Below are 23,347 nucleotides of genomic sequence, written 5' to 3'. Positions count from 1 at the left end.
CGATTTTTTGAGCGGCTAACTCTGGGAGCGAGTCAGCAGGCTGGTTGCTTCCCATCTCTTCGCCGAACTTCCTTCGGGAGCGACTGAGATGGTCACCGATTGACCATCCAGATAGCGGTGCCAGTCGTTGGACTCTGCCACCTGTTTGATCACCGCATTTCGCTGCAACAGGAACGCGCTGAGGTGACGCTTCACCAGAAGCTTGGTCGCAAGACGCCCTATCGCGCCCAAGGGAGCGGTAAATCGAATCTCGTCTCGTAGCCGGGTTCCATCATCCATCGCCGCGAAGTGATGTTCATGCTCGAAGTGCGAGAAGACGCCTGAGACCATGGCATCGCGAAAGTACGAGTAGGGCCGCAGAACCTCGATTCGGCTCTTGTGCCGCATCTTCACTCCGAGATGACGACCGCGAAAGGTAACCGTCTCGCCCTCGCTGATCAGGCCGGTCGTGACCCCTTCTACTGCCTGTTCTCGGGAGGAATGCGCCGACGCGAGATGAAGATCAACACTCAGGCAAAGCAGAAAACACCGTTCTACGGGTGCATCAATCCAGGTTTCTAATCGAATTGTTTCCATGGGCCCGGTCACCGTTTACTCTTGAGTACTTGGCGTAACAGAAATAGATTACGCCAGTAACAGTATCTTTCCAATCCCACCTTTTGCGGCTGCGGCTTGTGCCTGCCCTGCCTCCTCAAGCGGCACCATCCTGTCGATTGGAATGGCAAATCGTCCGGCGACCAGATCTTCGGCCAGCGTTTTCAGTGTCTTAGCATCTGGAACAGCCTGAACAGGCTCGACTTTGACAGTGGGGTGCATCTTCGCGTCCAATGGGGGGCCAAGTACCGAGGCGAACACCCCTCCCTGCTTTACCTTCGCCAAGAGCAGGTTCGCGGTCTTACCGCCAACCGTGTCCGCAACCGCGTCGACGAATCCAATCCTCTCCATCGCTGCCACGTCATCAAGCGCGATCACGTGATCGGCCTTCAAAATCTCCGCCTCTTTTAGCTGCGACTTCCTTACACCGGCGAACACAACTGCTCCGGCTTTCTTGGCGGTCCACACCGCAGACCGGCCAACGCTGCCAACCGCACCCGAGACCAGAACCGTCTGTCCGGATTGTATCTTTGTCCCACGGGTGATCAGCTGTTCTCCTGTCAGGGTCACCAGAGGGAGGGCCGCAGCGTGCACGAGGTCCAGCTTCTCCGGAACGAGCGCAAGATCGGTTGCCTTAACTACAACAAGCTCAGCATAGGTTTTTGTCGCGAACGCCATTACTTTGTCGCCCGGTGCAAAGCCTCTCACGCCTTCGCCAACCTCTCGCACGATCCCTGAGAGATCCCTCCCGATGATGGCTGGAAGTTCCAACGGAAAATGCTCCTTCGCCTCTCCGCTTCTCATCTTGTAGTCGATCGGATTCACGCTGGTCGCAGCGACCCGCACTAAAACCTCACCTTTGCCGGCAACCGGATCGGGAACAACTTCATACTTCAACTTATCCGGTCCACCATACTCATGCAGGACTACAGCCCTCATTTAAGCACCTCGAAACAGTCCGATTGCTATTTGATGCACAAATCGGCGTGCCTGTTCGTGGGGTGGTTAACCCGATGCAGCTTATGTTTGTTGCGTCTGGGGAGAGTGCCGGAAGACGAAGATTACGACGCAGCACTGGCCTGCTCGATCTCTTCCGGAAGATACTTTCGCCACTCCTGACTCTCGGCAATCCTTTTCAGCAGCTTCAGCCTGCGGCGCAGAACCCGCGAGATGTAAGGCACAAGAATCGCGCGGGCTACCAATCTTCCCGCCCACGAAAGCGGGAGAGTGAACCGGATCTTGTCGTTCAGCACTGTCCGTCCATCAATATAGAAGAGGTGATGGTCGTGTTGGAATCGCTTGAAGCGGCCACGCCCCATGGTGTCTTGAAAAAACATGGGCCGTTCGTACCGGGTGATGAGGGTCTCATGCATCTGGGGAAAACCGAACTTCCATCCCGCCCACAGAAGTTTGTCTCCAGGGGTAATCATTCCCCGGGTCTTACCTTCGATCGGCTTCATTCCCAGCGTCTTTCCCACCAACTCAATGTTGGTCGAAAGCAGGAAACATCTCTCGATCGGAGCATTGATATGAATACTGTCGCTAATCGTAAACATCGGTCCCCTGTTGATTGTACTGCCGTTCCGTCTGCAGGCTCAAACTAAACCTTTGTCAGTCAACAGATCCGCGACCTCCGCTGCTACTCTCGCGCTCTCTGTCGATACCTTATCGTTTGATCAACCGCGATGGAGTTCTCGCCGAACAAGTCTCAACATCATGCGAATCCGCGTTCTGCTTCGGCCTTCTGATGGCAACTATGACAAACCAGCTGGGTGTTTCTTGCAGTATACCCATCGATGGCACGAAAGCGGTCAAGTTCTGCGCCACGGTCGGGCAGCGCGGTGTGGCAGAGGGCGCAGAGCCCAAGCTGACTCTTCCGCTTCGCCTCTTTCAACTTGCGACGCTGCGTCGGCGTTCCTCGCTCGTCGAACTCCAACCGCTTGAGGATGTATCGCCGCATCTGAAAGAGCCGTTCGCGATCCTCACCGGCGACAGCAGCGATCCGCTCGCGCAACTGCTCGAGAATCGCAATCGCTGCTGCGCGGTCCTGATCGGAGAGCGAAGCCATCTGCATCCCTCTTGAAGTGCAACTCTCGTAAAGTCAAAGTGCAACTGATTTGGAGGCGACCAACGCTTTGGCTCGTTCGATAAAGTCGGCGAGTGCGACACTGCCCTCATCGCCCTTTCCGCGCGTTCTTACACTAACGGCTTCGGTAGCTGCTTCCTTGTCGCCCATCACCAGCACAAACGGCACCTTCTGCAGGGTGAACTCGCGGATCTTCGCGTTCATCTTTTCATTTCGCTGGTCGAGTTCGACACGCAGCCCCGCAGCCTCGAGCTTTGCCTTGACCGCAGCGGCATAGTCCACATGCTTCTCCGAGATGGGTACGATTCCGATCTGCACCGGCGCGAGCCACAACGGAAAAGCGCCGGCGTAGTGCTCGATCAGCACACCGAAGAAGCGCTCCACCGAACCGAACAGCGCACGATGCACCATGACGGGTTGATGCAGCTCACCGTCTTCGCCCTTGTACTCGAGCTCGAAGCGGGCAGGAAGATTGAAGTCGAACTGCACCGTCGACAACTGCCACAGCCGGCCGAGCACGTCGACGAGCTTGATGTCGATCTTTGGACCGTAGAACGCCGCTTCGCCGGGGATCACCTTAAACGGAATCCCCTTGGCGTGGAGCACCTCGTACAGCGAACCTGTCGCAATGTTCCAGTGCTCGTCCGTTCCCACGTAGCTCTTGCGGTCCTTCGGGTCCCATGTCGAAAGTTCCACCTTGAACTCAGCAAACCCGAAAGTCTTCAACACAGCCTCGGCGAAGTCCAGACAGGCATCGATCTCGCCTACGATCTGCTCCGGCGTGCAGAAGATGTGCGCGTCATCCTGCGTAAATCCGCGCACTCGCAGCAGGCCGTGCATCGTTCCGCTGCGCTCGTAGCGATACACATTTCCCAGCTCCGCATAGCGAATAGGCAAATCACGATAGCTGCGCGGCGAGTTCTTGTAGATGAGAATATGGCCGGGGCAGTTCATCGGCTTCAGCCGATACTCCGCGTCGTCAAGCTCCATCGGCGGATACATGTTCTGCGAATAGAAACCCTCATGTCCGGAGATCTTCCAAAGCTCTCGCCGCATGATGTGGGGTGTGTAGACCATATCGTAACCACGACGGATACATTCTTCGCGCATCCAGTCTTCCATCGTCTTGCGAATGAGCCCGCCCTTGGCATGCCAGAAGATCAACCCCGATCCTGCGACCTCCTGGATGGAGAACAGATCGAGCTGCTTGCCCAGCACACGGTGGTCGCGAGCCTTTATCTCCTCCAGCCGCTTGAAGTGTGCGTCAAGATCTTTCGTGTTGAAGAACGCCGTGCCATAGATCCGCTGCAGTTGCTGATTCTTCTCGTCGCCCAGCCAGTAAGCTCCAGCGACAGACGTTACTTTGAACGCCTTGACGCGCCCCGTTGAAGGCACATGCGGCCCGCGGCAGAAGTCCACAAACTTCCCGTTGCGATAGAGCGATATCTCATCGCCCGGCTGCGTGAACTTCTCGATGAAGTGGACCTTCATGAACTCGCCCTGCTCGGCGTAGTCCTTCAATCCCATCTCGCGCGACTCTTCCTCACGCAGGAACTTCTCATCCCGCGCGACCACCTCGGCCATGCGTGTCTCGATCGCGGCGAGGTCCTCATCGCTGAACGGCGTCTCACGGTAGACGTCATAGAAGAAGCCCGAATCCGTCGCCGGCCCATGTCCAAGTTTGGTCTCCGGAAAGAGTTCGAGGATCGCCGTCGCCATCACGTGCGCGGCAGAGTGACGCACCACCTTCAGTGCGGCCTCATCACTCTCCTTCAGCAGCTCGAGCGCTACATCTTCCATCAGAGGCGCTGCAAGATCCACCAGCCGCTCGCCGCTCTCGGCACCGCCATACATTGCAGCCTCTGCGGTCTCATCCTCCACCGCGGCTCCCGTAGTCACCGGCGTCAGCGGACGAATCCGCGCCACCACCACTGCTGCAGCCAGCCGCGGCGAGATGTTCATCGCCACTTCATACGCTGTAGTACCGCGCGAAACCTCGCGCACTGAACCGTCCGGAAGCTGAATCCTTATCATCTGTTCGCTCACATCTTCAAGAATAGATGGTTGCTGCAAATCGCGTTGAGGCGGCTGGTTGCGAACGGGACACAACACAATCGCCGGTCGGTCATAACTGCGAACGTTACTACTGGCCCGCCACCCTCACACCGGCGTGCTATGGCCTCGCTCAGCCGGTCCGGCTACGGTAAGGATGTTCTGAGTGTCCACAGGATTCGGGAGAAATCGCCCGCAAGGACGACAACAACATGCAGGTCTTACTGAGAAGGTCTGAGTTCCGGCAGGATATTCACTGTTCGGTTTGTGGTCAGGGCTTCCGCCTCTACTGGGAGTCGAGTTCCCCCGCGGAACGCGCCACCACGCGCTCCATCGTTCTCGGCGAGCTTCGCGACCATCACTCTCCAGAACAGGGCGACGACAAGACTCCCGCAGCCCACCCCTTCGATCTGTTCCGACTGCCAAGCTGGACCGGCTCGCCGCGTTTCACCAGGACCGCAATGCTGGCAAGCCCTGCCCGCATTCCCAGCGAGATCTCCAAAGTGGTCATGATCTCCCGGCAGGCGAAGCAGAGATAGCGGCGTCGACAGTCTCAGTCTCTGCGGCGGACGCGCGGCCGCCAAATAGCCGCCGCAAATAACCGATAACCGAAAGATCGGCAGCGATGGCGGACGGCGACACGACTGTCCGCCGTTCTTGCGTTGAAAGCGAAGGAACCCCACCGCCTGACTCCCAAAAGCAGAAGAAAAGGACCGCACCCCTGTGGGCAACGGTCCCGTTCTCTCGTAACGTCTGTTAACTCTTTAGTTAAGCAATCTCTGGAACGCTCTTCATGGTGCGTTCCGCCGGGACATGCTTCCTCAACCAGACATTCGCTCTCCAACGGCCTAAAAATGGTGCTACGGCGATCATTCCAAAAGCGATACCAAGTGCTAAGCGCATAGACTTCTCCTTTTTCCCCTTGGGTCTTGTGAACCCTCCAGGTTTCGAACGGGCAGATTGGGTTGCAAAACATTGCATGTTGCAACTGTTGATACCCCACTATCGACCCGTCGAACCACCCTCGATATCCCACCTTGGTGTTACAGGCGGCACGTGAGTGGAATTGGCAGGGTTTCGACCGGTTAGTCACTCCAGCCGAGTATTCAAACTCACGCCATCGCCTAAAATAACCCCATGTCCTACACGGCAGCGGTCGACCATCTCTACGCTCTGGGCCAGGAACTTGCCCCCTCAACGCCCAGTACCCCTCGCCGGAAGTTCGATCTCGCCCACATGCGGGTCCTCGCCGCTGCCCTGGGCAACCCGCAGACCGCCTTCCCCTCGATTCTGATCGCCGGAACCAACGGTAAAGGCTCCACAGCCGCCACTCTCAGCAGCATCCTCACCGCCGCAGGCTACCGCACCGGCCTATACACCTCGCCCCACCTGGTCCGGGTCAACGAGCGAATCCAGATCGACGGGCAACAGATCCACGACGAAGACTTTGCCCGCCTCTACTTTCAAGTCGACGAGACCGCCCGCCATCTCGTCGAGGCCGGCGACCTGCCCTACCCACCCAGCTTCTTTGAGGTTCTCACCGCGGTGGGCTTTCTCTACTTCGCGGGAGAGAGCGCAACGCAGGCGGAGAAGACCCCGGTGACTCCGATAGACATCGCCGTCCTTGAAGTCGGCCTTGGGGGTCGTCTCGACGCCACCAATATCGTCGACCCGCTCCTCTCCATCCTCACCGACATCGCGCTCGACCATCAGGATTATCTCGGCACCACCATCGCCGAGATCACCCGCGAAAAAGCCGGCATCCTGCGCCCCAACGGCACGCTCATCACGCTGCCCCAGCACCCTGAAGCCAACCAGGCCATCGGCGAGGCTGCGGCCGCGCTCAACCTCCGCGCCATCAACGCCGCCGACTACATCCCCACCAGCGTACCTGGCCATACTGCCGGTGTTCCACAACATCCCGGAACCGCTGGCCAGGAAGCAGGGCCGCTCCCTGCAAATCACTACATCCTCACCCTCGATGGGGAGACCCTCGAAGTGGATTCGCCCCTGTCCGGGCATCATCAGCAGCGCAATATTGCCTTGGCAATCGCTGCTGCGGCGGATTTACGTAACTCTAGAGGTTACAAACTTTCCAAAATGAAGCAAGAAAGCAACCAAACAGGTTACAAAATAACCAATGCGCAGATTGAAACGGGAATCCGCAACACGCAATGGCCCGGCCGCCTCGAACTCTTTACCTTCCCCGAAGGCCCGCAGCTCCTGCTGGACGTAGCGCACAACCCGGCTGGTGCCTGGACCCTCCGGGCTGCCATCGCGCAGCTTCCTGAAGCCCAGCCTCGAACGCTCCTTTTCAGCTGCCTTCGTGATAAAGATCTCAAAGAGATGGGTCAGATCCTCTTTCCGCTCTTCGACGCCTCCTCGACCGATCCCGAACGCCGCAAAGACCACATCGTCTTCGCCCCCATCGACAACCCGCGAGCCGCCCACATCGAAGATCTCCTGGCCGCCGCTCATGCTCTCGATATCCCTGCCCACGCCGCCCCTCACCTTGCCGCCGCTCTCGCCCAGGCTCGTGCCGTGACGCCGCCCGAAGGCCTCATCATCGCCACCGGCTCCGTCTATTTAGTGGGCGAGATCCGCCGTCTAGCCGGAGAGCTATGAACGACTCCCCTTTGGCGGACAACGTGGCGCACAAGAACGAAGACAAAAGCGAGAGCACCGAAGTCGCAGCATCCGCCGAATCTAAGCCGTCGGCCCAATCCATCCTCTCGGTAGAGGAGCCGGATCTTCCCGCCGCTGCCTTCACCTCGAAGCAGCCGCCCTTCGCCCTGCGCTTGCTCTCCTATCTCCTGCTCATCCCCCTCGTAGGTCTGGCTACCGCGAGCTTCGGCTGTATCTCCCTCCTCGCGGGTCTATGGGATAAGTCCGGCCGCCAACAGCACGCCATCGCTCACCTGTGGGCGCGCACCCTCCTCCTTATCAGCCTCTCTCCCGTCAAAATCATTGGCCGCGAGAAGCTCCACGAGCATGAGACCGCCGTCTACGCCTCCAACCACCTCAGTTACATGGACACACCGGTCCTCTTCGCAAAGCTCCCCTTCCAGTTCCGGATTCTGGCCAAGCAGTCCCTTTGGAAGATCCCCTTCATCGGGTGGTACCTCAACCGCTCCGGCCAGGTTCCGGTTGATTCGAACAGCCCCCGCTCGCTGATTGCCAGCCTCAACCGCGGTGTTGCCACGTTGAAGCACGGTCTGCCGCTCGTACTGTTTCCAGAGGGCGGCCGCGCAGCCAACGGCCAGCTCCAGACGATGATGTCCGGCTGTGCCTACATGGCCATCAAGGCCCAGGTCCCCCTGGTTCCCCTTACTCTCATCGGAACCTACGAGCTTCTTCCCATCCACGTCTACGCGCTGCACCCACGGCCCATCTATATCGTTGTAGGCGATCCGATTCCTACCGCCGGGCTCAGTACGCGTGATGCCGATGCCCTGACTCGGCGTCTCTACGAATCCATCTCCGCCACCTACACTCACTACTCTGCTAGCAACTAAGTGCGCCCTGCGCGGGCGGCGGTCACTTCGTGACTTGTATACTCCTTCGGTTGGCGCTCCCGTTGGTCGCGAGCGATCTTCCTTTCCCGACCAACGGGAAGACTTCCGCACCTCACCCACCAAGACCGGTATACGCGTCACGAAGTGACCGCGGCCCGCGCAGGGCGCCCGTCCGGCAGGACACAGCAACAGGTCGTATGATTAATCAGCCATGAAGCCCCGCATCGCCATTCCCGTCCCTACCAGCACTGACCTCGCCTATAACCAGCGCTCCTGGCCCCAGTATGCCGCCGCGGTCGAGCGCAGCGGAGGCACTCCCGTCGAGATTCCCCTCGCCGCCACCCCCACCGCTATCGCCGACCTCATCAACACCTGCCACGCAGTCCTCCTCCCCGGCAGTCCCGCCGACGTAAACCCGCAGAAGTACGGCCAGGATCCCATCCCCGAGTGTTCCCCAGCCGACAACGCCCGGGAGAACGTCGACGAACTCCTCATCCAGGACGCCCACAACCTCTATAAACCAGTCTTCGCCATCTGCTTCGGCCTCCAGTTTCTCAACGTCTGGCGCGGGGGCACACTGGTGCAGGATCTCGCAATCCTTCCCGTCAACCATACCGCCGGCAGAAGCGTAGCCGTAGCCCACACCGCCGCGATCGCCCCGGACTCCCTCCTGGGATCCTTCCTGGACCCCGGCGAAGCCCTCGAGCAGGATGAGTTCCTACGTCTCCCCATCAACTCCAGCCACCATCAGGCCATTGGAATCCCGGGAGACGGCCTCCGGGTCGCTGCCCGCTGTCCGCAGGACGGAGTCGTTGAAGCAGTAGAGGGTGGACAGGCCAGCGAAGGTGCGACCTCACACTTCGTCCTGGGCGTCCAGTGGCATCCCGAGCGCAGCTACGACCTGAGCCCCAGCTCCCGCGCGCTCTTCGACCGCTTCGTCATACAGGCCGCCAACTGGACTCCGCGCCCGATCCACACCTCCGTAGCCTGACCACCTCCTGTCACCATGTTCCACGTGGAACATACTTCCCCTCCTTCAAGCCCAAACCTTGAGATACTGAAACTCCATGCCAATCCTCTCAGAGGCGGAGATCGCCTCACTCCTCTCGCCCTATCTCCCGGACGCCGCCCCCCTTATCCTCACGAAGCTCGCCGTCTATCTCGAACTCCTGCTCAAATGGAACGCCCGCACCAACCTCACCGCGATCCGTGACCCCGAGGAGATCGTTCGCCGGCACTTCGGCGAAAGCCTTTTCGCAGGACAACATCTAGCCCCCGAGGCCAACACCCTCCTCGACTTCGGCTCCGGAGCAGGCTTTCCAGGCCTGCCCATCGCCATCCTCCACCCTGGGATAGCCGTAACCCTGGCCGAATCCCAGAACAAAAAGGCCACCTTCCTCCGCGAAGTCGTGCGAACTCTCGCTATTCCGGTCGAAATCTGGTCCGCCCGCGTCGAAACCATGCCCGAAGGCCGCCAATTCCACACCGTAACCCTTCGCGCCGTGGACAATATGGCCGTGGCCCTTGCCGCCGCTACATCCCGAGCTACCAACGATCTCCTCCTCCTGGTTGGAGCCGCCCCACCCGTGCCCCCCGGCTTCACCCTCCATCCTCCCATCCCTATCCCCTCCACCCAATCAAGTGCCCTGGTCCGTGCCACTCGCGATGACGCTACCTACGATTAACTGTTCCACGTGGAACAAAGATTTCCACACCTCCCCTCCGGAAACCCCACAATTCAGGCCCTGAATCACGTATCCCACAAGTTCTCCACAGGCGTCAGCGGTTCTGCACAGACGCCCCCATTGCCACGCTACCCTCCACCCGATACCCTTCATCTACCGCAATGACGACTGAACAACTCACTCCCAAGCCTGAAGACACCACCCAAAAGCCCGCAGACCATAAATCCTCCCCCAAGCCGTCCAAGGTCATCGCGGTTGTCAATCAAAAGGGTGGAGTCGGCAAGACCACCACGGCCATCAACCTCGCGGCGGCCCTGGCCCTCGAAGGCCTCAATACCCTCCTCATCGACTGTGACCCCCAGGCCAACTCCACCGGCGGCCTCGGCTTTGCCCGCGCCAGGGACGGCGAAGAGGCCCGCCTCAGCATCTACGACATCCTCGTCGGCCAAACCACCATCGCTGAAGCTCTCCTCTCCACCGAGATCGACACCCTCAAGCTCGTCCCCAGCAGCAAAAACCTCATCGGCGCCACCATCGAGCTCATCGCCCTCGACCGCCGCGAGTACAAGCTTCGCGACGCCATCGAGCCCATCCGCGCCGACTACCCCTTCATCCTCCTCGACTGCCCCCCGGCCCTCGATCTCCTCACCCTCAACTCCCTCGTCGCCGCCGACAGCCTCCTCGTCCCCATGCAGGCCGAATATTTCGCCCTGGAGGGGATCTCCGAGCTGATGAGTACCCTCGATCGCGTCAGCCAGAGCTTCAACCCCGGCCTCGTCCTCGAAGGTGTCCTCCTCACGATGTACGACGATCGCACCAACCTCTCCCAGCAGGTCTCGGAGAACCTGCAGGCCTTCTTCACCGACAAGCTCCTCAAAACCACCATCCCCCGCAACATCCGCCTGGCCGAAGCGCCCAGCCACGGCAAGCCCGTCTCGCTCTACGACTCCAAATCACGCGGCTCCGAGGCCTATCGCGAGCTGGCCCTCGAGCTTCTGACCCGCAACAAGATGGACAGCCCCGAAGAGAAACGCAGAAAAGCAGCAGCCGCGGCAGCCGCAAGCGCTCTCAAGTCCTTCAACAAGCCCGAAAAGAAACCCCGCTTCTGGCAGTCCAGCAAATAGCAAACAAATTACACCCGAGCATCGCGAGGACCCAGGCACCTAACCTCACCCAAACAAGGTATACAAGTCACGAAGTGACCGCACCACGCGTAGTGGGCCCGTCCGGCAGGACAAATACAGGACAAATACTTCACACACAGAAAGTCACAAACGATGCCAACCGCCACCGCAGATCCCAAACGTCGAGCCCTGGGCAAGGGCCTTGAATCCCTCCTCCCGCAACGCCCCGCCGCGCCCGCACCCCTACCGCCGCTTCCAGTCGTCGAGTCCACCGGCAAGCCGCTCGAGATCCCCCTGAACCAGATCGAACGCAACCCCTTCCAGACGCGCAGCCACTTCGACGAGGCCAAGCTGGCCGAACTGGCGCAGTCCATCGCAGCTTCCGGCGTAGTGCAACCCATTGTCGTGAGGGCACTTAGCGGGGGGCGATATCAGCTCATCACCGGCGAGCGCCGCTGGCTGGCCAGCAAAAAAGCCAACAAGACCACCATCCCTTCGATCGTTCGTCAGGTCTCGGACGAGCAGACGCTCGAGATGACCATCGTCGAAAACCTCCAGCGCGCCGACCTCAACCCCATCGAGCAGGCCCGCGCCTACCAGCGCCTCAGCAGCGACTTCAAGATGACCCAGGAGCAGATGGCCCTCCGCACCGGCAAAGAGCGGGCAAGTGTAGCTAACTTCCTTCGTTTGTTGCGTTTACCGGAATCTGTCCAGCAAAAAGTCGAGTCCGGCGATCTCACCTTTGGCCACGCCCGCACCCTCCTCGCGCTCGATTCGCCCGAAGCGATAATCACAGCCGCCCAAAAGGTGATGGCGCTGTCGCTCTCCGTCCGTCAGACCGAAAGCTACGTGCAGGGCCTCATCAACCCCGAAGCAAAGGAGAAGAAGGAGTCCAAGGTCAACGCCCAACCCGAAGACCCCAACGTCCGCGAAGCGCAAGACCGCTTGCGCCGCTCGCTCGGCCTCAAGGTACGCATCGAGGACAAGAAGGGCAAAGGCCGCGTCATCATCGAGTACTCCGGCCTCGAAGACTTCGACGCCATCCTCTCCGCGTTAGGCGGACAGTAGTCTTTCTGGCTGCACAAGATCAAGTCACTCATCAATGCGGGCCACGCAATACAAGCACCCAAACAAGCACTCAAGACTCTCGCAGACACGTCAGGAGACACCACATGCGTCAAGCCCATCACGTGAAACTTTATTTATTCCTCTTTCTGTTACAAATTGCTTTCCTCAGCATCCACGCCCAGACGACACCCCGCACCCTGGTCCGCACCGGTCATCTCCTCGACGTAAAAACCGGCGCCGAACCTGCAGCGCAGACCATCATCGTCACGGGCGACCGCATCACCGCCATCGCGCCCACGGCCACCACGCCGAAGCAAGCCGGTGACACCGAGATCGACCTCACCCGATACACCGTCATGCCCGGCCTCATCGACGTGCACACCCACCTCACTGCAGCCAACAACTTCGATCCCTACTTCGAACTCAGCATGACGCCCGCGAAAGAGGCGATCATCGGAGTCGAAAATGCGAAGGTCACCCTCGAAGCTGGCTTCACCACGGTACGTAACGTAGGCGCGAACGACTTCACCGACGTAGCCCTCCGCGACGAGATCAACGCCGGCCACATCCTTGGCCCGCATATGCAGGTCTCCGGTCCAGCCCTCGGCATCACCGGCGGACACATGGATGAGAACCTTCTCCCCTACGAGTTTCACTACCACGCAGAAGGCGTAGCCGACGGCATCCCCGCCGTCCAGCACCAGGTCCGCGAGAACATCAAGTATGGTGCCGACCTCATCAAGATCGGAGCCACCGGCGGCGTCCTCTCCAAGGGCGATGACCCGCAGGCATCGCAGTACACCCTCGAAGAGATGCAGGCCATCGTAGCTGACGCGCATCGTCTCGGCCGCAAGGTTGCAGCGCACGCTCACGGCGCGCAAGGCATCCTCTTCGCCACCGAGGCAGGCGTCGACTCCATCGAGCACGGCAGTTATATCAACGACGAAGACATCGCCCTCATGAAGAAGAAGGGCACCTACCTCGTCCCCACCGCTTACCTCGTCGACTGGATGCAGCAGTACGGCAACCTTCCGCCCTTCTACCAGCAGAAGATGAAAGACGTCAGCGCCGTCGAAAAGCAGAATGCGATCAAGGCCATCAAAGCCGGTGTCAAAATCGCACTCGGCACCGACGCCGCCGTCTATCCACACGGACTCAACGCACACGAGGTCGATGTGTATGTCAATCAGTTCGGCATGTCTCCCCTGCAAGGCATTCAGACCGGCACCCTCAACGCCGCCGACCTCATGGGCTGGACGGATCGCGTCGGTTCCATCGATCCCGGCAAGTGGGCCGACCTCATCGCCATCGACGGTGACCCGCTCAAGGACGTCAAGCTCCTCCAGCACGTCCCCTTCGTTATGAAGTCCGGCGTCGTCTACAAAGACGAGACACACAAGTAGCAGGAAAGAAATCGCCGAATCACATGAAAGCCTCAGCCCTCGAGTTCCGTCTCCGTTTTCTCATCATCGTAGTCATCTATCTTCTCGGTTTCATCGCCCCGTGGAACAGTCTCCTGCATCTGGACTCCATCCGCACCTGGCAGTATCTCGCGGCGTGGCCCGCGCGCAGTGGCTGGATCGGCTTCAGCGCCGCCACCATCGCGGTTCTGGTCCTGGGCATCCTCTGCGCCGTGGCAGGAGCATTCCTGCGTACCTGGGGGTCAGCCTACCTCGATCCTTCCATCGTCCAGGCTGGTGCGATGCACGGCGAAGGCGTCGTAGCGGCCGGTCCCTATCGCTATCTCCGCAACCCGCTCTACCTTGGTACGCTCTTCGACACCTTCGCCCTCGCGCTTCTCATGCCGCCCAGCGGAGCCATCTTCTCTATCCTCGCCATCACCCTCTTCCAGCTCCGCCTCATCTTTGCAGAAGAGTCCTTCCTCACCGCAAAACTCGGTGCTCCTTATCTTGACTACTGCGCCAAGGTTCCACGCCTCTTCCCGGCATTCGCAGCGCGAGTCCCAGCGTCCCCGGCGAGGCCAACGTGGCCCACAGCCTTCCTCTCCGAGATCTACATGTGGGGTGTAGCCGTCTCCTTCGCTGCACTCGGCTGGCGCTACAACTCCGTGCTCATCATCAAAGGCGTCCTCATCTCACTCGGTCTCTCCCTCATCGTCCGCGCCTTCCTCAAGCCCGCACCCAGGAGAGCCTAGAGAGTTTCGGGACAGCCAGGATTCATCAGCAGATAGGACAGGTGATTTGCGCCTGTAGGTGCATAGAACTCTTCGTGCGTAAAAGAAAACCCAAGCCTTTGGATAAGACGTTTCGACGAGGCATTCTTCGGGTGGTGTCCTGCGAACAAGCTCGGATCTGCAGCGTCTCAAACGCAAATTTGATAACGGCGCGTGCGGCCTCCTGAGCGAGACCCTGCCCGTGGTAACTCTTTCTCAGATGGACTCCCATCTCGAAGATGCGGCCATCGAGATCGTACGGCCGAAGTCCGGCACACCCGGCAAAATCATCGCTTTGAAGCAGGAAGACAGGCCAATACTGAGCCTGGTGATCGACCAATATGGTTCTCTCACGAGCTAGCCGCGCACCGATCTCACGGTCGGTAAAGGGCCCGCCAATCAGCGAAGACACCCCAGGATCGCCCCATAGTTCAAGGGCGAGTGGAAGGTCTCCTTCGCTCCACTGTCCAAATCCTAAGCGATCTGTCAGAAGAAAGTAGTCGTGCGGTCGAGTCAAAGAGGAATCCGCCATCTATAAAGGGAAAACCCGCCGCACCCACATCAGATCGTGGGCACAGCGGGCTAGTCTTTCTCGCGCATCAGCAGCCCAGACTCTGAGGCACGCCAATCGGGGAGGGCCCTTTTCCTGCGACACCATCGCACCAACTGGCGCACGCGAGCGTCGCTCTAGAACTACTTCTTTACCGGTGCGATTGTGTCCTTCGCAACCTTGGCCACGCGGAACTTCACCACGGTCTTGGCCTTGATCTTGATGGTCTCACCCGTCTGCGGGTTGCGGCCAAGACGCGCCTTACGCTCTGCCTTCACCAGCTTGCCGATACCAGGAATGGTGAACTCGCCATTCTTCTTGGTCTCTTTGACGGCAGTCTCGGCCAGCAGTTCCAGGAAGCCAGCAGTCTGCTTGTTGGTGAGTTCGAGCTTCTCCGCCAGGTGGCGAACCAGCGCTGTCTTTGTCATTCCCTTTGCCATGTAGTGCTCCTTCTTGCTTTCGATATAGAGTCTAAGGTCTGCTCGCCTGGCCCGCATAAAGTTTTCGTAAAGCGCATCCAGTTTTGCAATGCGAAATCACCAGTGTTCATGCGGGTGCGGAGAACCGTACCGCAATTCACCTTCAGCCTTTCCGCGCGCTTTGTCAACTCCCTTTCTTTGGTTTCCACAGGTTTTTTCCGGTTTTTCTTGGTTTTGTTCGAAAACAGGTACATTTTTCTCATAAATTCCAAGAAAAATCCCCGATTCCAGCCGCAAAAACCTCACCAGCACCTTCGTTTTAGGAAGCAGTCTGATCCCCAAGAAAAGTGTTTTACCCAACGATCTATGCACCAAATTTCGTCACGAATTCATACGCGATAACCGTGATGGCAAGTTAGCCACAATAGCCAGATAAAAATATCGCGGCCTACCCTTCAGCCTCCATGCGCCAAAACTCGTAGCGTCCCGCCGAATCGATTCCACTAGTCAACACCGCAAAGTTTCCGGTAGTGGGTCAGATTCCTGATGGCCGCCTTCTCGTCCAAGTGCAAACTTCCGGATTGCCGACAACCCGCGAAGTGCATCCTAACTAACCGCCGACGATAAGGCTGTGGCGTCCAGCGCTGGCGACCTGGCGCCCCTGATGACAAGCCAGAGCATAAACGCCACCTCCCCGAAAGAGGCGGGCTGAGCGTAGGTAAACACCTTGTCGTAGTATTGCGGCAACAGTATGCCCGTAAGGCTCAGGATCACCCACGCCAGGCCATCGAGGGCGAGCCAGATACCCAGGAAGCGCGGCAGCGATCGCGACCCGTACACCAGCAGCGCGAGCGGTAAGAGCCACAGACCAAAAAATATTTCGTCAACAACAAGTCCCTGAAAATGAAGATTAAGGAACAGCATAGCCAGAGCATCCCGCTGAGGCTTTTCAAATAGCGATAGCAAGTCAGCCCCGCGCACCAGAACGAGGGCAGCGATTGAGTTCAGCTCATTCAGAAACGCTATCGGGATCGAGACAACAACGAACGTCACCATGAGCGAGGGCGTACCGCCGGTTGACCCCCTTGAGCAGGTCGTATAAAGCCAGCGCCACTAAGATAAAACCGGCCTGACTGATGAGTTGGGCCGCGATGCCGAGGCGAAAAAGCGTCTCGGAGGCCGCAATGTTGTTGGCCGTCGCCGCTGCGTTTCCGTGCACGAGTAACTTGCTGGGAACATAGACCATGGCGAAGACGCCAGGTATTGAGAAGAGTAGATACAGCAGTCCTGCGAATCTGCCTGGGTTCTTCGTGGAACTCATGTTCCCTCCCTCGTTGTAAGGGGCCTTGGTAAAAGGGGTCTATCGGAGAAACGGCGAAGTCTGTCGAAATGTTACGCCACGCAATGAAACCGGGCGATTTCGCACAGAACCTCTTGCAACCAGGCCTGATCCGGTTCTAGGCCGTATAAAGGGCTAACCGGAAACTGACCGCTAACGCATCTTTGGCGCTTACAGAAGAAAATATCCCAATCGTTCATTCATTAATATGAAAGAAAATTATAGATATGCTCAAAAATATTTCATTCGTTGCAGCGGTGTGATATCTTCCTCCGCAGTAAACCGGCCAGAAAATCCAAGGAGTGAAGTCCATGCACAAAGCACTCTCCCTCTCGCGCGTCGACGGAGTCCTCCCTTCCGTCTCAAAGTTCCTCCTCCTCGCATCCTTAGCCCTCGGCACCGCCTCTGCGCAGGTCGTCCTCGCCCCACCGACTCCGCAGGTAGGCTCGTCCAACCCAGTCACCGCGGAGCCTCTCGTCCCACGTCCCTCCACCAAGCCCTGCGTCGTCTCGCTCCTCAGCAACGCCGCCTTTGAAAACTTCAACGGCGCTCCCCTCACCTACGCGCCTCCCGCCGCCTGCCCCGGCCCCTGGGCCAAGGTAGTCCTCACCGCCGACTTCACCGTCACCGCCGGCCGCCAGTTCGACCGCAGCGCCTGGTTCTATCTCGGCAACACCAACATCTTCTACGGCACCACCGCCGAACCCCGCGCCGCCCTCAGCCCCTCCTGGCACATCGAACGCGACCTCACCGACCTCACCGCGCTCTTCAAATCTCCGCAGACCGGCCTCGCCTCCATCGGCAACATCGTCAACTCCACCTACACCGGCATCATCTACGCCAGCGCCGCGCTCGAGTTCTACCCCGCATCCTGGCGAGCACCCGCGCCCGTCACGCCTGACGTCGTCGTCCCCATCAGCTCCGGCAACGGCCCCGTCACCCTCAACACCACCACCGACCAGGCCACCGCCACCCTCAACCTCCCGCGCAACGTCGAAAAGGTCTACCTCGACGTCATCTCCCAGAGCCAGATCGGCGACGAGTTCTGGTATCTCTGCGTCCCCAGCGCGGTCGCCGGCGAACTCCTTACCTGCGGCAACACCGCCTTCCGCGAAACCGAGGTCAGCATCGACGGCAAACCCGCCGGCGTCGCCCCCGTTTATCCATGGATCTATACTGGCGGCCTCGACCCCTATCTCTGGGAGCCCATCACCGGCGTTCAGACCCTCGACTTCAAACCCTACCGTGTCGACCTCACCCCCTTCGCCGGCCTCCTCGCCGACGGCACCCAGCACACCGTCGCCATCAGCGTATACAACGCCAACGGATACTTCCTCTCCACCGCCAACATGCTCGTCTACACCGACCACGGCAGCAAAGAAGTCACAGGCGGAGTCCTCAGCAACACCCTTACCACACCGAATCCCGAGATCGTCCAGAACCTCTCCACCGACGCCACCGGCACCACCACCGGCACCGTCAACGTAGGCTCCAACCGCGCCTTCGCCATCACCGGATACGTCAACACCTCACACGGCCGCGTCGAAACCACTGTCGCCGAAAAAGTAAACTTCCTCAGCGCGCAAACCTTCGATGTCAACGTAGCCAACGGCCCCGAGATTCAGAACCTCGTCCAGACCAGCACCGTAGACTCCGAGACTACAACCCGCGACGGCTTCTTCGTCCAAAAAACATCGAAGCACATCTCCTTCCCGCTAACGCTCGACTACTCCTTCGTCAACAATCCCAACGGCACCTTCACGCAGGTGGTCTCCTCCAATCAGCAGAATCTCCACACCGACTCGAAATCTTTCAACGGCTTCCAATACTTTCAGTCCAACACTCACGAGCAGGTGAACTCGCAAGACACTCTGCAGTTCAACCCCGACTTCACCGTCTCAGCTCCCGGCGTCGGCAGTTCCAGCGCCTCCTATCGCAGCAACGACTCGCTCGGCGACTGCTACAGCCGCTCCCTCACCGCCGCCGACCAGAAGCTCACCTCAGTCACCGACGGCAAAGGCTGCCACGACCACGACCACTGGTTCTAACCAATCAATCTCTGAAGCAGCACAAGTGATCGGGTGCCCCATCCATCGCGCACTTTGCGATGGGTGGGATGTACCCACTCCCCGGCCAAGGCCATGTAGTTGCAGTTGCACTTGCCTGTCTTTCTAACCGCACCCCCAAAAAACGTCATCTCGACAGAAGCTGTTCACAGTCTCACCGTGAACAGCGCAGTGGATTGCGGCTACATCTCTCAGTTGCAGCGAACCGGTACATTCTGCGGTATCCGTCAAGACCCCGCATTTGTTGTTGTAGTTGCCGTTGCCCTTTGTTGTCATTCCGCACCCTGAGCGTAGTCGAACGGGGGAGGAATCTACTGTTGTCACGTTTGCCCACGAAACCCTCCCCATGAATCAAATCCCCGACCCTCGCATCAACCTAAGAGACAATCAAACTCAGAGGGACAACCGATGCAGATCGGCATTGACAGCTTCGCCGCACTCGTTCCAGACCCCATCACCGGCCACACCGTCACCGCGCAGCAGCGCATCGCCCATCTCCTCGAAGAGATCAGACTCGCCGATGAAGTCGGCCTCGACCAGTTCGGCCTTGGCGAGCATCACCGCACCGAGTACCTCGACTCCGCCCCCGCCGTCATCCTCGCCGCCGCCGCCTCCATCACCAAAACCATCCGCCTCACCTCTGCCGTCACCGTCCTCAGCGCGGCAGATCCCGTCCGCGTCTTCCAGGAGTTCGCAACCCTCGACCTCCTCTCCGGCGGCCGAGCCGAGATCGTCGCCGGCCGCGGCTCCTTCATCGAATCCTTCCCTCTCTTCGGCCTCAAGCTCGAAGACTACGACGACCTCTTCGCCGAAAAGCTCGACCTCCTCCTCGCCCTCCGCCAGGGCAACAACATTCACTGGTCCGGCAAGCACCGCGCGCCGCTCACCGGCCAGGGAGTCTTCCCACGCCCGCTGCAAAACCCGCTTCCCGTATGGCTCGGCGTAGGTGGCACGCCAGAGTCCTTCATCCGCGCCGGCATGCTCGGCCTGCCTCTCATGGTCGCCATCATCGGCGGCGAGCCCCACCGCTTCCGGCCCCTCATCGACCTCTACCGCGAAGCAGGCAAGCACGCCGGCCACGCCCCCGAGTCGCTCAAAGTCGGCATCCACGCCCTGGGCTATGTAGCCGACACCGACCAGCAAGCCTCCGACGACTTCTTCCCCGGCTACGCCGAAGCCTTCACCAAGATCGGCAAAGAGCGCGGCTGGCCGCCCGTCACCCGCAGCCAGTTCGAAGCCCTCCGTCGCCCCACCGGCGCTCTCATGGTCAGCGACCCCGAAACCGTAGCCGCAAAGCTCCTCAAGATGAACGAAGCCCTCGGCGGCATCTCCCGCATCAGCTTCCAGATGAGCGTAGCCGCCCTCCACCACGACAAACTCCTCCACGCCATCGAACTCCTAGGCACGAAGGTGGCTCCCATCATCCGCAAAGCGCTGCCCGCATCGTCGAGCTGATGTAGATCGAAGGGTGAGCCGCCGCTCTGAACTACAATTATGGAGCGGCAGGACAGCGCGCCAGGGGAGTCTGATATGGCTGAAACATTCACGCTCGATCCGGCCCACACCGCCGTCCTGAGCATGGACTGTCAAGCCGGTATCGTCTCCATCTACACGAGAGAGGGCAAAGACGCCTTTCTCGCTCGAGCCGCAACTGTTCTCAATCATGCTCGTGCTGCTGGCATAACCATCATTCACATCCAGGTAGGCTTTCGACCGGGACTCCCCGAAGTCAGCTCCCGAAATGCACTCTTTGGCGCGATTAAATCCTCAGAGCAACATCAGAAGCTGTTCCTGGAACCGCATGCAACGATCCCCGCTCTCATCGGCCCGCAAGACGATGAAATCGTTATCACCAAGCACCGAATCAGCGCCTTCCCCGGCACGGATCTCACTATGATCCTCCGCGCCAAGGATATTGATACCTTGGTTCTCTTCGGCATTGCGACCAGCGGTGTCGTGCTATCCACGCTTATCGAGGCTTCTGACGCTGACTACCGTCTTGCGGTCATCGGCGACTGTTGCGCTGACCTCGACTCAGCGCTTCACGATTGCCTCATCCAGCGATTCTTCCCGACACGCGGGTCGGTCGTCTCGTCTGAGGGTTTTATTGCCGCCTCATTGAAAACAGATAAACAATCATAAAAGTTCCTCCGGACAGATCGTCTGCGTCCCAAAAAGCAAACACGCAAATAAGGAAAAGATGAGATGCTGTTTGGGCGCGGCAATCGGCCACTCTGTCTGCTGCCAGGAAGATCGCACTTCCACAAAACTCTTTCCCGTCCGGACCGCCAGCCGCCGCCGATGTTGGAGGACTTTGGAATGCCGCTGCTGCGAAGGAACAATCACGTTCTGCTCCTGTCTCTCGCACTCCTGGCCACCTGCTTCGCGCACGGCCAGACGCCCGCACCATCCAACGCTCCCGCCGTTCCGTCCCACGAAACCGCACCCGCCGCCAAACCTCACCCCCGCGTCGCGCTTGTCCTCGAAGGCGGCGGAGCCCTCGGCTTCGCTCACATCGGCGTCCTCCAGTATCTTGAGGAGCATCACATCCCCATCGACCTCATCGTGGGCACCAGCATGGGCGGCCTCGTCGGCGGTCTCTACGCCACCGGCCGCAGCCCCGACGAGATCCGCAACCTCGTCCAGAACATCGACTGGGACAAAGCCATCGGCGGCCGCACTCCGTTCCCCGATCTCTCCTACCGCCGCAAACAGGATCGCGTCGACTACCCCAACCGCCTCGAGTTCGGCCTCCGCCACGGCCTCTCTCTCCCCGAAGGCCTCAACACCGGCCAGCAGGTCGGCCTCATCCTCGACGCCGCTACCCTCGCCGACTACAACCTCAAATCCTTCGACGACCTCCCCACCCCCTTCCGCTGTGTCGCCACCAACATGAACACAGGCCGCCCGCACGTCTTCGACAACGGCTCCCTCGCCCGCGCCCTCCGCGCCACCATGTCCATCCCAGCCCTCTTCGTCCCGGTCGTCATCGACGGCGTCACCTACACCGACGGCGCCGCAGTAGATAACCTCCCCGTCGACGTCGCCAAGGCCAACGGAGCCGACATCATCATCGCCAGCTACCTCGACAACAGCGGCGGCCCGCAAACCACCCCCGGTTCATTCCTCGCCACCACCGGAAACTTCGTCAGTATCGCCATCGCCGCCAACGAGATGCGCAGCCTCGAAGCCGCCGACATCCTTATCACCTCCAAACTCCAGGGCTTCACCAGCACCATGTTCCCAAAATCCGCCGAGATCATTCCCAAAGGCGTGGAAGCTTCCGAAGCCAAAGCCAAGCTCCTCGATCGCTTCTCCGTCAACGACGCCGAGTGGGCCGCCTACATCGCCCAGCGCAACTCCCGCCGCAAAACTGAACCACCCAATCCGCAATTTGTAACCGTAGCAGGTGTAAGTACCCCAGCCGCGGTCGAGATTGAACGCAGCCTCCACCAGATCATCAACAAACCCATTGACACAAAGTTCCTCGACCAGGAGATGACCCGCTACGTCGGCTACGGCACCCTCAACGCAGCCGGCTACAACCTGGTGGACCGCAACGGCGCCCCCGGCCTCGCCGTCAACACCTACCCCCGCTACAACGGCCCTCCCTTCCTCGATCTCGCCATCAACATCGACGGCTCCGACACCCAGGACGTCCTCTTCGGCATGGCCGGCCGCATCATCTTTCAAAATCTCGGCGGCTTCCGCTCCGAGTGGCGCACCGACATCTTCTTCGGCTACTCCTACGGCGTCCGCAGCGAATACTACCGCCCCTTTACCGCGCACAGCCAGTTCTTCTATGCCCCCCGCGCCTACGCCACCAGCACCCGCTTCGATTTCTACAACGCAGGCACCCGCACCTCGCAGTACCAGATCAACCAGAACGGCGTAGGCTTCGACGCCGGCTACACTTGGCGCCGCAGCGCCGAACTCCGCTTCGGCCAGGACGAGTACTGGTACTCCGTCACCAAGCGCATCGACTTCGACAACCTCTCCATCCCGCCCCAGCAGCAGAGCGTCACCTCCCTGCGCTTCACCTCCTACAACACCGACAACTCCGTCCTCCCCTTCCGCGGCGTCAACACCTTCCTCCGCATCGAACGCCACGAGCCCTCCAAAGGCAACGACCCCTTCACCCTCGCCGAAGCCCGCATCGCCGGCTATCTTCCCTTCCGCGAAAAAAACAGCCTCTTCCTCACTGCCAGCGGAGGCACAGCCTTCGGCGCACCGCCTGAGGTCACCGACCTCCAGGGCTTCCCTCTGGGCGGCCCCTTCCGTCTCGGCTCCTACGGCCGCAACGAGCTACTCGGCACCCAGTACTGGCTCTTTCAAGGAGGCTACGAGCGCAAGATCTTCCAGCTCCCACCCCTCCTCGGCGAAGGCGTCTACGTCGTCGGATTCTTCGAAGGCGGCAAGGTCTACAACAACCTCAACGCCGCCGACGAACTGGAATCCGAAGCCTACGACGGCAGCTTTGTCCTCGTCACCCGCACGGCGCTCGGCCCCATCTACATCGGCGGAGCCTCCGGCAACAACGACCATCGCAAGTGGTGGTTCGGCCTCGGCCACGTCTTCTAGAGCAACGCCGCGTTGGTGTAGAGCAACGCGCAGTTGGTGTAGAGTAACTCCGCAGTTCGTGTAGAGTCGTCTTGGCCTTTTGTTTGTCATTCCCG

General features: G+C 59.7%; 23 protein-coding genes. 13 read left to right on the top strand and 10 right to left on the bottom strand.

The genetic code is table 11. From position 1 onward, the window contains the following. Positions 1–15: 15 nt before the first annotated feature. From HDF10_RS13390 to thrS, 5 genes are all read right to left on the bottom strand, one after another. On the bottom strand, positions 16–387 hold the full coding sequence (locus tag HDF10_RS13390) for an SRPBCC family protein (RefSeq protein WP_183814209.1): 372 nt from the start codon (positions 385–387) through the stop codon (positions 16–18). A gap of 237 nt (positions 388–624) precedes the next feature. Continuing rightward, positions 625–1,533 (bottom strand): NADP-dependent oxidoreductase, encoded by a 909-nt coding sequence (locus HDF10_RS13385; RefSeq protein WP_183814206.1) that lies wholly within the window; start codon positions 1,531–1,533, stop codon positions 625–627. A 122-nt stretch (positions 1,534–1,655) separates the two neighbouring features. Then, complete coding sequence (locus HDF10_RS13380; RefSeq protein ID WP_183814204.1) at positions 1,656–2,150, bottom strand: SRPBCC family protein; 495 nt, start codon at positions 2,148–2,150, stop codon at positions 1,656–1,658. 158 nt (positions 2,151–2,308) lie between these two features. Continuing rightward, positions 2,309–2,662 (bottom strand): hypothetical protein, encoded by a 354-nt coding sequence (locus tag HDF10_RS13375; RefSeq protein WP_183814618.1) that lies wholly within the window; start codon positions 2,660–2,662, stop codon positions 2,309–2,311. Positions 2,663–2,695: 33 nt separating this feature from the next. Further along, positions 2,696–4,714 (bottom strand): threonine--tRNA ligase, encoded by a 2,019-nt coding sequence (thrS, locus tag HDF10_RS13370; RefSeq protein WP_183814617.1) that lies wholly within the window; start codon positions 4,712–4,714, stop codon positions 2,696–2,698. 230 nt (positions 4,715–4,944) lie between these two features. Between thrS and HDF10_RS13365 the strand changes: the two genes are divergently transcribed. The 9 genes from HDF10_RS13365 (at position 4,945) to HDF10_RS13325 (ending at position 14,279) form a co-directional block, all read left to right on the top strand. After that, complete coding sequence (locus HDF10_RS13365) at positions 4,945–5,271, top strand: hypothetical protein (protein ID WP_183814202.1); 327 nt, start codon at positions 4,945–4,947, stop codon at positions 5,269–5,271. Between the two features lie 598 nt (positions 5,272–5,869). After that, positions 5,870–7,357, top strand: a complete 1,488-nt coding sequence (locus tag HDF10_RS13360; protein WP_183814200.1) for a bifunctional folylpolyglutamate synthase/dihydrofolate synthase — start codon at positions 5,870–5,872, stop codon at positions 7,355–7,357. After that, a complete protein-coding gene (locus HDF10_RS13355; protein WP_183814198.1) occupies positions 7,354–8,247 on the top strand; it encodes a lysophospholipid acyltransferase family protein in 894 nt (297 codons plus the stop codon). The genes HDF10_RS13360 and HDF10_RS13355 overlap by 4 nt, the downstream gene beginning before the upstream one ends. Positions 8,248–8,458: 211 nt before the next feature. Continuing rightward, a complete protein-coding gene (locus HDF10_RS13350) occupies positions 8,459–9,238 on the top strand; it encodes a gamma-glutamyl-gamma-aminobutyrate hydrolase family protein (protein ID WP_183814196.1) in 780 nt (259 codons plus the stop codon). Positions 9,239–9,314: 76 nt separating this feature from the next. Beyond that, on the top strand, positions 9,315–9,932 hold the full coding sequence (rsmG, locus tag HDF10_RS13345) for a 16S rRNA (guanine(527)-N(7))-methyltransferase RsmG (protein WP_183814194.1): 618 nt from the start codon (positions 9,315–9,317) through the stop codon (positions 9,930–9,932). Positions 9,933–10,093: 161 nt separating this feature from the next. Next, on the top strand, positions 10,094–11,056 hold the full coding sequence (locus HDF10_RS13340; protein ID WP_183814192.1) for a ParA family protein: 963 nt from the start codon (positions 10,094–10,096) through the stop codon (positions 11,054–11,056). 153 nt (positions 11,057–11,209) lie between these two features. Then, complete coding sequence (locus tag HDF10_RS13335) at positions 11,210–12,124, top strand: ParB/RepB/Spo0J family partition protein (protein WP_183814190.1); 915 nt, start codon at positions 11,210–11,212, stop codon at positions 12,122–12,124. 104 nt (positions 12,125–12,228) lie between these two features. Beyond that, positions 12,229–13,527 (top strand): metal-dependent hydrolase family protein, encoded by a 1,299-nt coding sequence (locus HDF10_RS13330; protein ID WP_183814189.1) that lies wholly within the window; start codon positions 12,229–12,231, stop codon positions 13,525–13,527. Positions 13,528–13,550: 23 nt separating this feature from the next. Beyond that, on the top strand, positions 13,551–14,279 hold the full coding sequence (locus HDF10_RS13325) for a methyltransferase family protein (RefSeq protein ID WP_183814188.1): 729 nt from the start codon (positions 13,551–13,553) through the stop codon (positions 14,277–14,279). Between the two features lie 25 nt (positions 14,280–14,304). On the opposite strand, the gene HDF10_RS21410 is transcribed toward HDF10_RS13325, so the two are convergent. The 5 genes from HDF10_RS21410 to HDF10_RS20580 form a co-directional block, all read right to left on the bottom strand. Beyond that, positions 14,305–14,829, bottom strand: coding sequence for a GNAT family N-acetyltransferase (locus HDF10_RS21410; RefSeq protein ID WP_406706337.1), 525 nt, complete (start codon positions 14,827–14,829; stop codon positions 14,305–14,307). A 161-nt stretch (positions 14,830–14,990) separates the two neighbouring features. After that, entirely contained in the window at positions 14,991–15,287 is a 297-nt protein-coding gene (locus HDF10_RS13315; RefSeq protein WP_158792936.1) for an HU family DNA-binding protein, read from the bottom strand. Positions 15,288–15,383: 96 nt separating this feature from the next. Then, a complete protein-coding gene (locus HDF10_RS13310) occupies positions 15,384–15,626 on the bottom strand; it encodes a hypothetical protein (protein WP_183814186.1) in 243 nt (80 codons plus the stop codon). 246 nt (positions 15,627–15,872) lie between these two features. Then, entirely contained in the window at positions 15,873–16,322 is a 450-nt protein-coding gene (locus HDF10_RS20585) for a DUF4386 domain-containing protein (RefSeq protein WP_221271704.1), read from the bottom strand. Further along, entirely contained in the window at positions 16,276–16,587 is a 312-nt protein-coding gene (locus HDF10_RS20580; protein WP_221271701.1) for a DUF4386 domain-containing protein, read from the bottom strand. Before HDF10_RS20580 ends, HDF10_RS20585 begins: the two co-directional genes overlap by 47 nt. Positions 16,588–16,916: 329 nt before the next feature. On the opposite strand from HDF10_RS20580, the gene HDF10_RS13300 reads away from it, so the two are divergent. The 4 genes from HDF10_RS13300 (at position 16,917) to HDF10_RS13285 (ending at position 23,252) form a co-directional block, all read left to right on the top strand. Next, positions 16,917–18,653, top strand: a complete 1,737-nt coding sequence (locus tag HDF10_RS13300; RefSeq protein WP_183814185.1) for a peptide-N4-asparagine amidase — start codon at positions 16,917–16,919, stop codon at positions 18,651–18,653. A gap of 426 nt (positions 18,654–19,079) precedes the next feature. Continuing rightward, positions 19,080–20,126 (top strand): LLM class flavin-dependent oxidoreductase, encoded by a 1,047-nt coding sequence (locus tag HDF10_RS13295; RefSeq protein ID WP_183814184.1) that lies wholly within the window; start codon positions 19,080–19,082, stop codon positions 20,124–20,126. 75 nt (positions 20,127–20,201) lie between these two features. Continuing rightward, entirely contained in the window at positions 20,202–20,813 is a 612-nt protein-coding gene (locus HDF10_RS13290) for a cysteine hydrolase family protein (RefSeq protein WP_183814183.1), read from the top strand. A 63-nt stretch (positions 20,814–20,876) separates the two neighbouring features. Then, a complete protein-coding gene (locus tag HDF10_RS13285) occupies positions 20,877–23,252 on the top strand; it encodes a patatin-like phospholipase family protein (RefSeq protein WP_183814182.1) in 2,376 nt (791 codons plus the stop codon). Positions 23,253–23,347: the final 95 nt, after the last annotated feature.

It is taken from the genome of Tunturiibacter empetritectus (assembly GCF_014201375.1).
GTDB classification, from domain to species: Bacteria; Acidobacteriota; Terriglobia; order Terriglobales; family Acidobacteriaceae; genus Edaphobacter; species Edaphobacter lichenicola_D.
Note: the sequence above shows the minus strand (reverse complement) of the source record. Positions and strands in the feature narration are given on the sequence as shown.

Excerpts from the sequence above, each read along its gene's own strand:
- HDF10_RS13385 (WP_183814206.1), bottom strand. The coding sequence starts at position 1,533 with ATGAGGGCTGTAGTCCTGCATGAGTATGGTGGACCGGATAAGTTGAAG.
- rsmG (WP_183814194.1), top strand. The coding sequence starts at position 9,315 with ATGCCAATCCTCTCAGAGGCGGAGATCGCCTCACTCCTCTCGCCCTAT.
- HDF10_RS13375 (WP_183814618.1), bottom strand. The coding sequence starts at position 2,662 with ATGGCTTCGCTCTCCGATCAGGACCGCGCAGCAGCGATTGCGATTCTC.
- HDF10_RS13285 (WP_183814182.1), top strand. The coding sequence starts at position 20,877 with ATGCTGTTTGGGCGCGGCAATCGGCCACTCTGTCTGCTGCCAGGAAGA.
- HDF10_RS13390 (WP_183814209.1), bottom strand. The coding sequence starts at position 387 with ATGCGGCACAAGAGCCGAATCGAGGTTCTGCGGCCCTACTCGTACTTT.
- HDF10_RS20585 (WP_221271704.1), bottom strand. The coding sequence starts at position 16,322 with ATGGTGACGTTCGTTGTTGTCTCGATCCCGATAGCGTTTCTGAATGAG.
- HDF10_RS21410 (WP_406706337.1), bottom strand. The coding sequence starts at position 14,829 with ATGGCGGATTCCTCTTTGACTCGACCGCACGACTACTTTCTTCTGACA.
- HDF10_RS13315 (WP_158792936.1), bottom strand. The coding sequence starts at position 15,287 with ATGGCAAAGGGAATGACAAAGACAGCGCTGGTTCGCCACCTGGCGGAG.
- HDF10_RS20580 (WP_221271701.1), bottom strand. The coding sequence starts at position 16,587 with ATGAGTTCCACGAAGAACCCAGGCAGATTCGCAGGACTGCTGTATCTA.
- HDF10_RS13360 (WP_183814200.1), top strand. The coding sequence starts at position 5,870 with ATGTCCTACACGGCAGCGGTCGACCATCTCTACGCTCTGGGCCAGGAA.
- HDF10_RS13365 (WP_183814202.1), top strand. The coding sequence starts at position 4,945 with ATGCAGGTCTTACTGAGAAGGTCTGAGTTCCGGCAGGATATTCACTGT.
- HDF10_RS13295 (WP_183814184.1), top strand. The coding sequence starts at position 19,080 with ATGCAGATCGGCATTGACAGCTTCGCCGCACTCGTTCCAGACCCCATC.
- HDF10_RS13330 (WP_183814189.1), top strand. The coding sequence starts at position 12,229 with ATGCGTCAAGCCCATCACGTGAAACTTTATTTATTCCTCTTTCTGTTA.
- HDF10_RS13300 (WP_183814185.1), top strand. The coding sequence starts at position 16,917 with ATGCACAAAGCACTCTCCCTCTCGCGCGTCGACGGAGTCCTCCCTTCC.
- HDF10_RS13355 (WP_183814198.1), top strand. The coding sequence starts at position 7,354 with ATGAACGACTCCCCTTTGGCGGACAACGTGGCGCACAAGAACGAAGAC.
- HDF10_RS13335 (WP_183814190.1), top strand. The coding sequence starts at position 11,210 with ATGCCAACCGCCACCGCAGATCCCAAACGTCGAGCCCTGGGCAAGGGC.
- HDF10_RS13340 (WP_183814192.1), top strand. The coding sequence starts at position 10,094 with ATGACGACTGAACAACTCACTCCCAAGCCTGAAGACACCACCCAAAAG.
- HDF10_RS13380 (WP_183814204.1), bottom strand. The coding sequence starts at position 2,150 with ATGTTTACGATTAGCGACAGTATTCATATCAATGCTCCGATCGAGAGA.
- HDF10_RS13325 (WP_183814188.1), top strand. The coding sequence starts at position 13,551 with ATGAAAGCCTCAGCCCTCGAGTTCCGTCTCCGTTTTCTCATCATCGTA.
- HDF10_RS13290 (WP_183814183.1), top strand. The coding sequence starts at position 20,202 with ATGGCTGAAACATTCACGCTCGATCCGGCCCACACCGCCGTCCTGAGC.
- thrS (WP_183814617.1), bottom strand. The coding sequence starts at position 4,714 with ATGATAAGGATTCAGCTTCCGGACGGTTCAGTGCGCGAGGTTTCGCGC.
- HDF10_RS13350 (WP_183814196.1), top strand. The coding sequence starts at position 8,459 with ATGAAGCCCCGCATCGCCATTCCCGTCCCTACCAGCACTGACCTCGCC.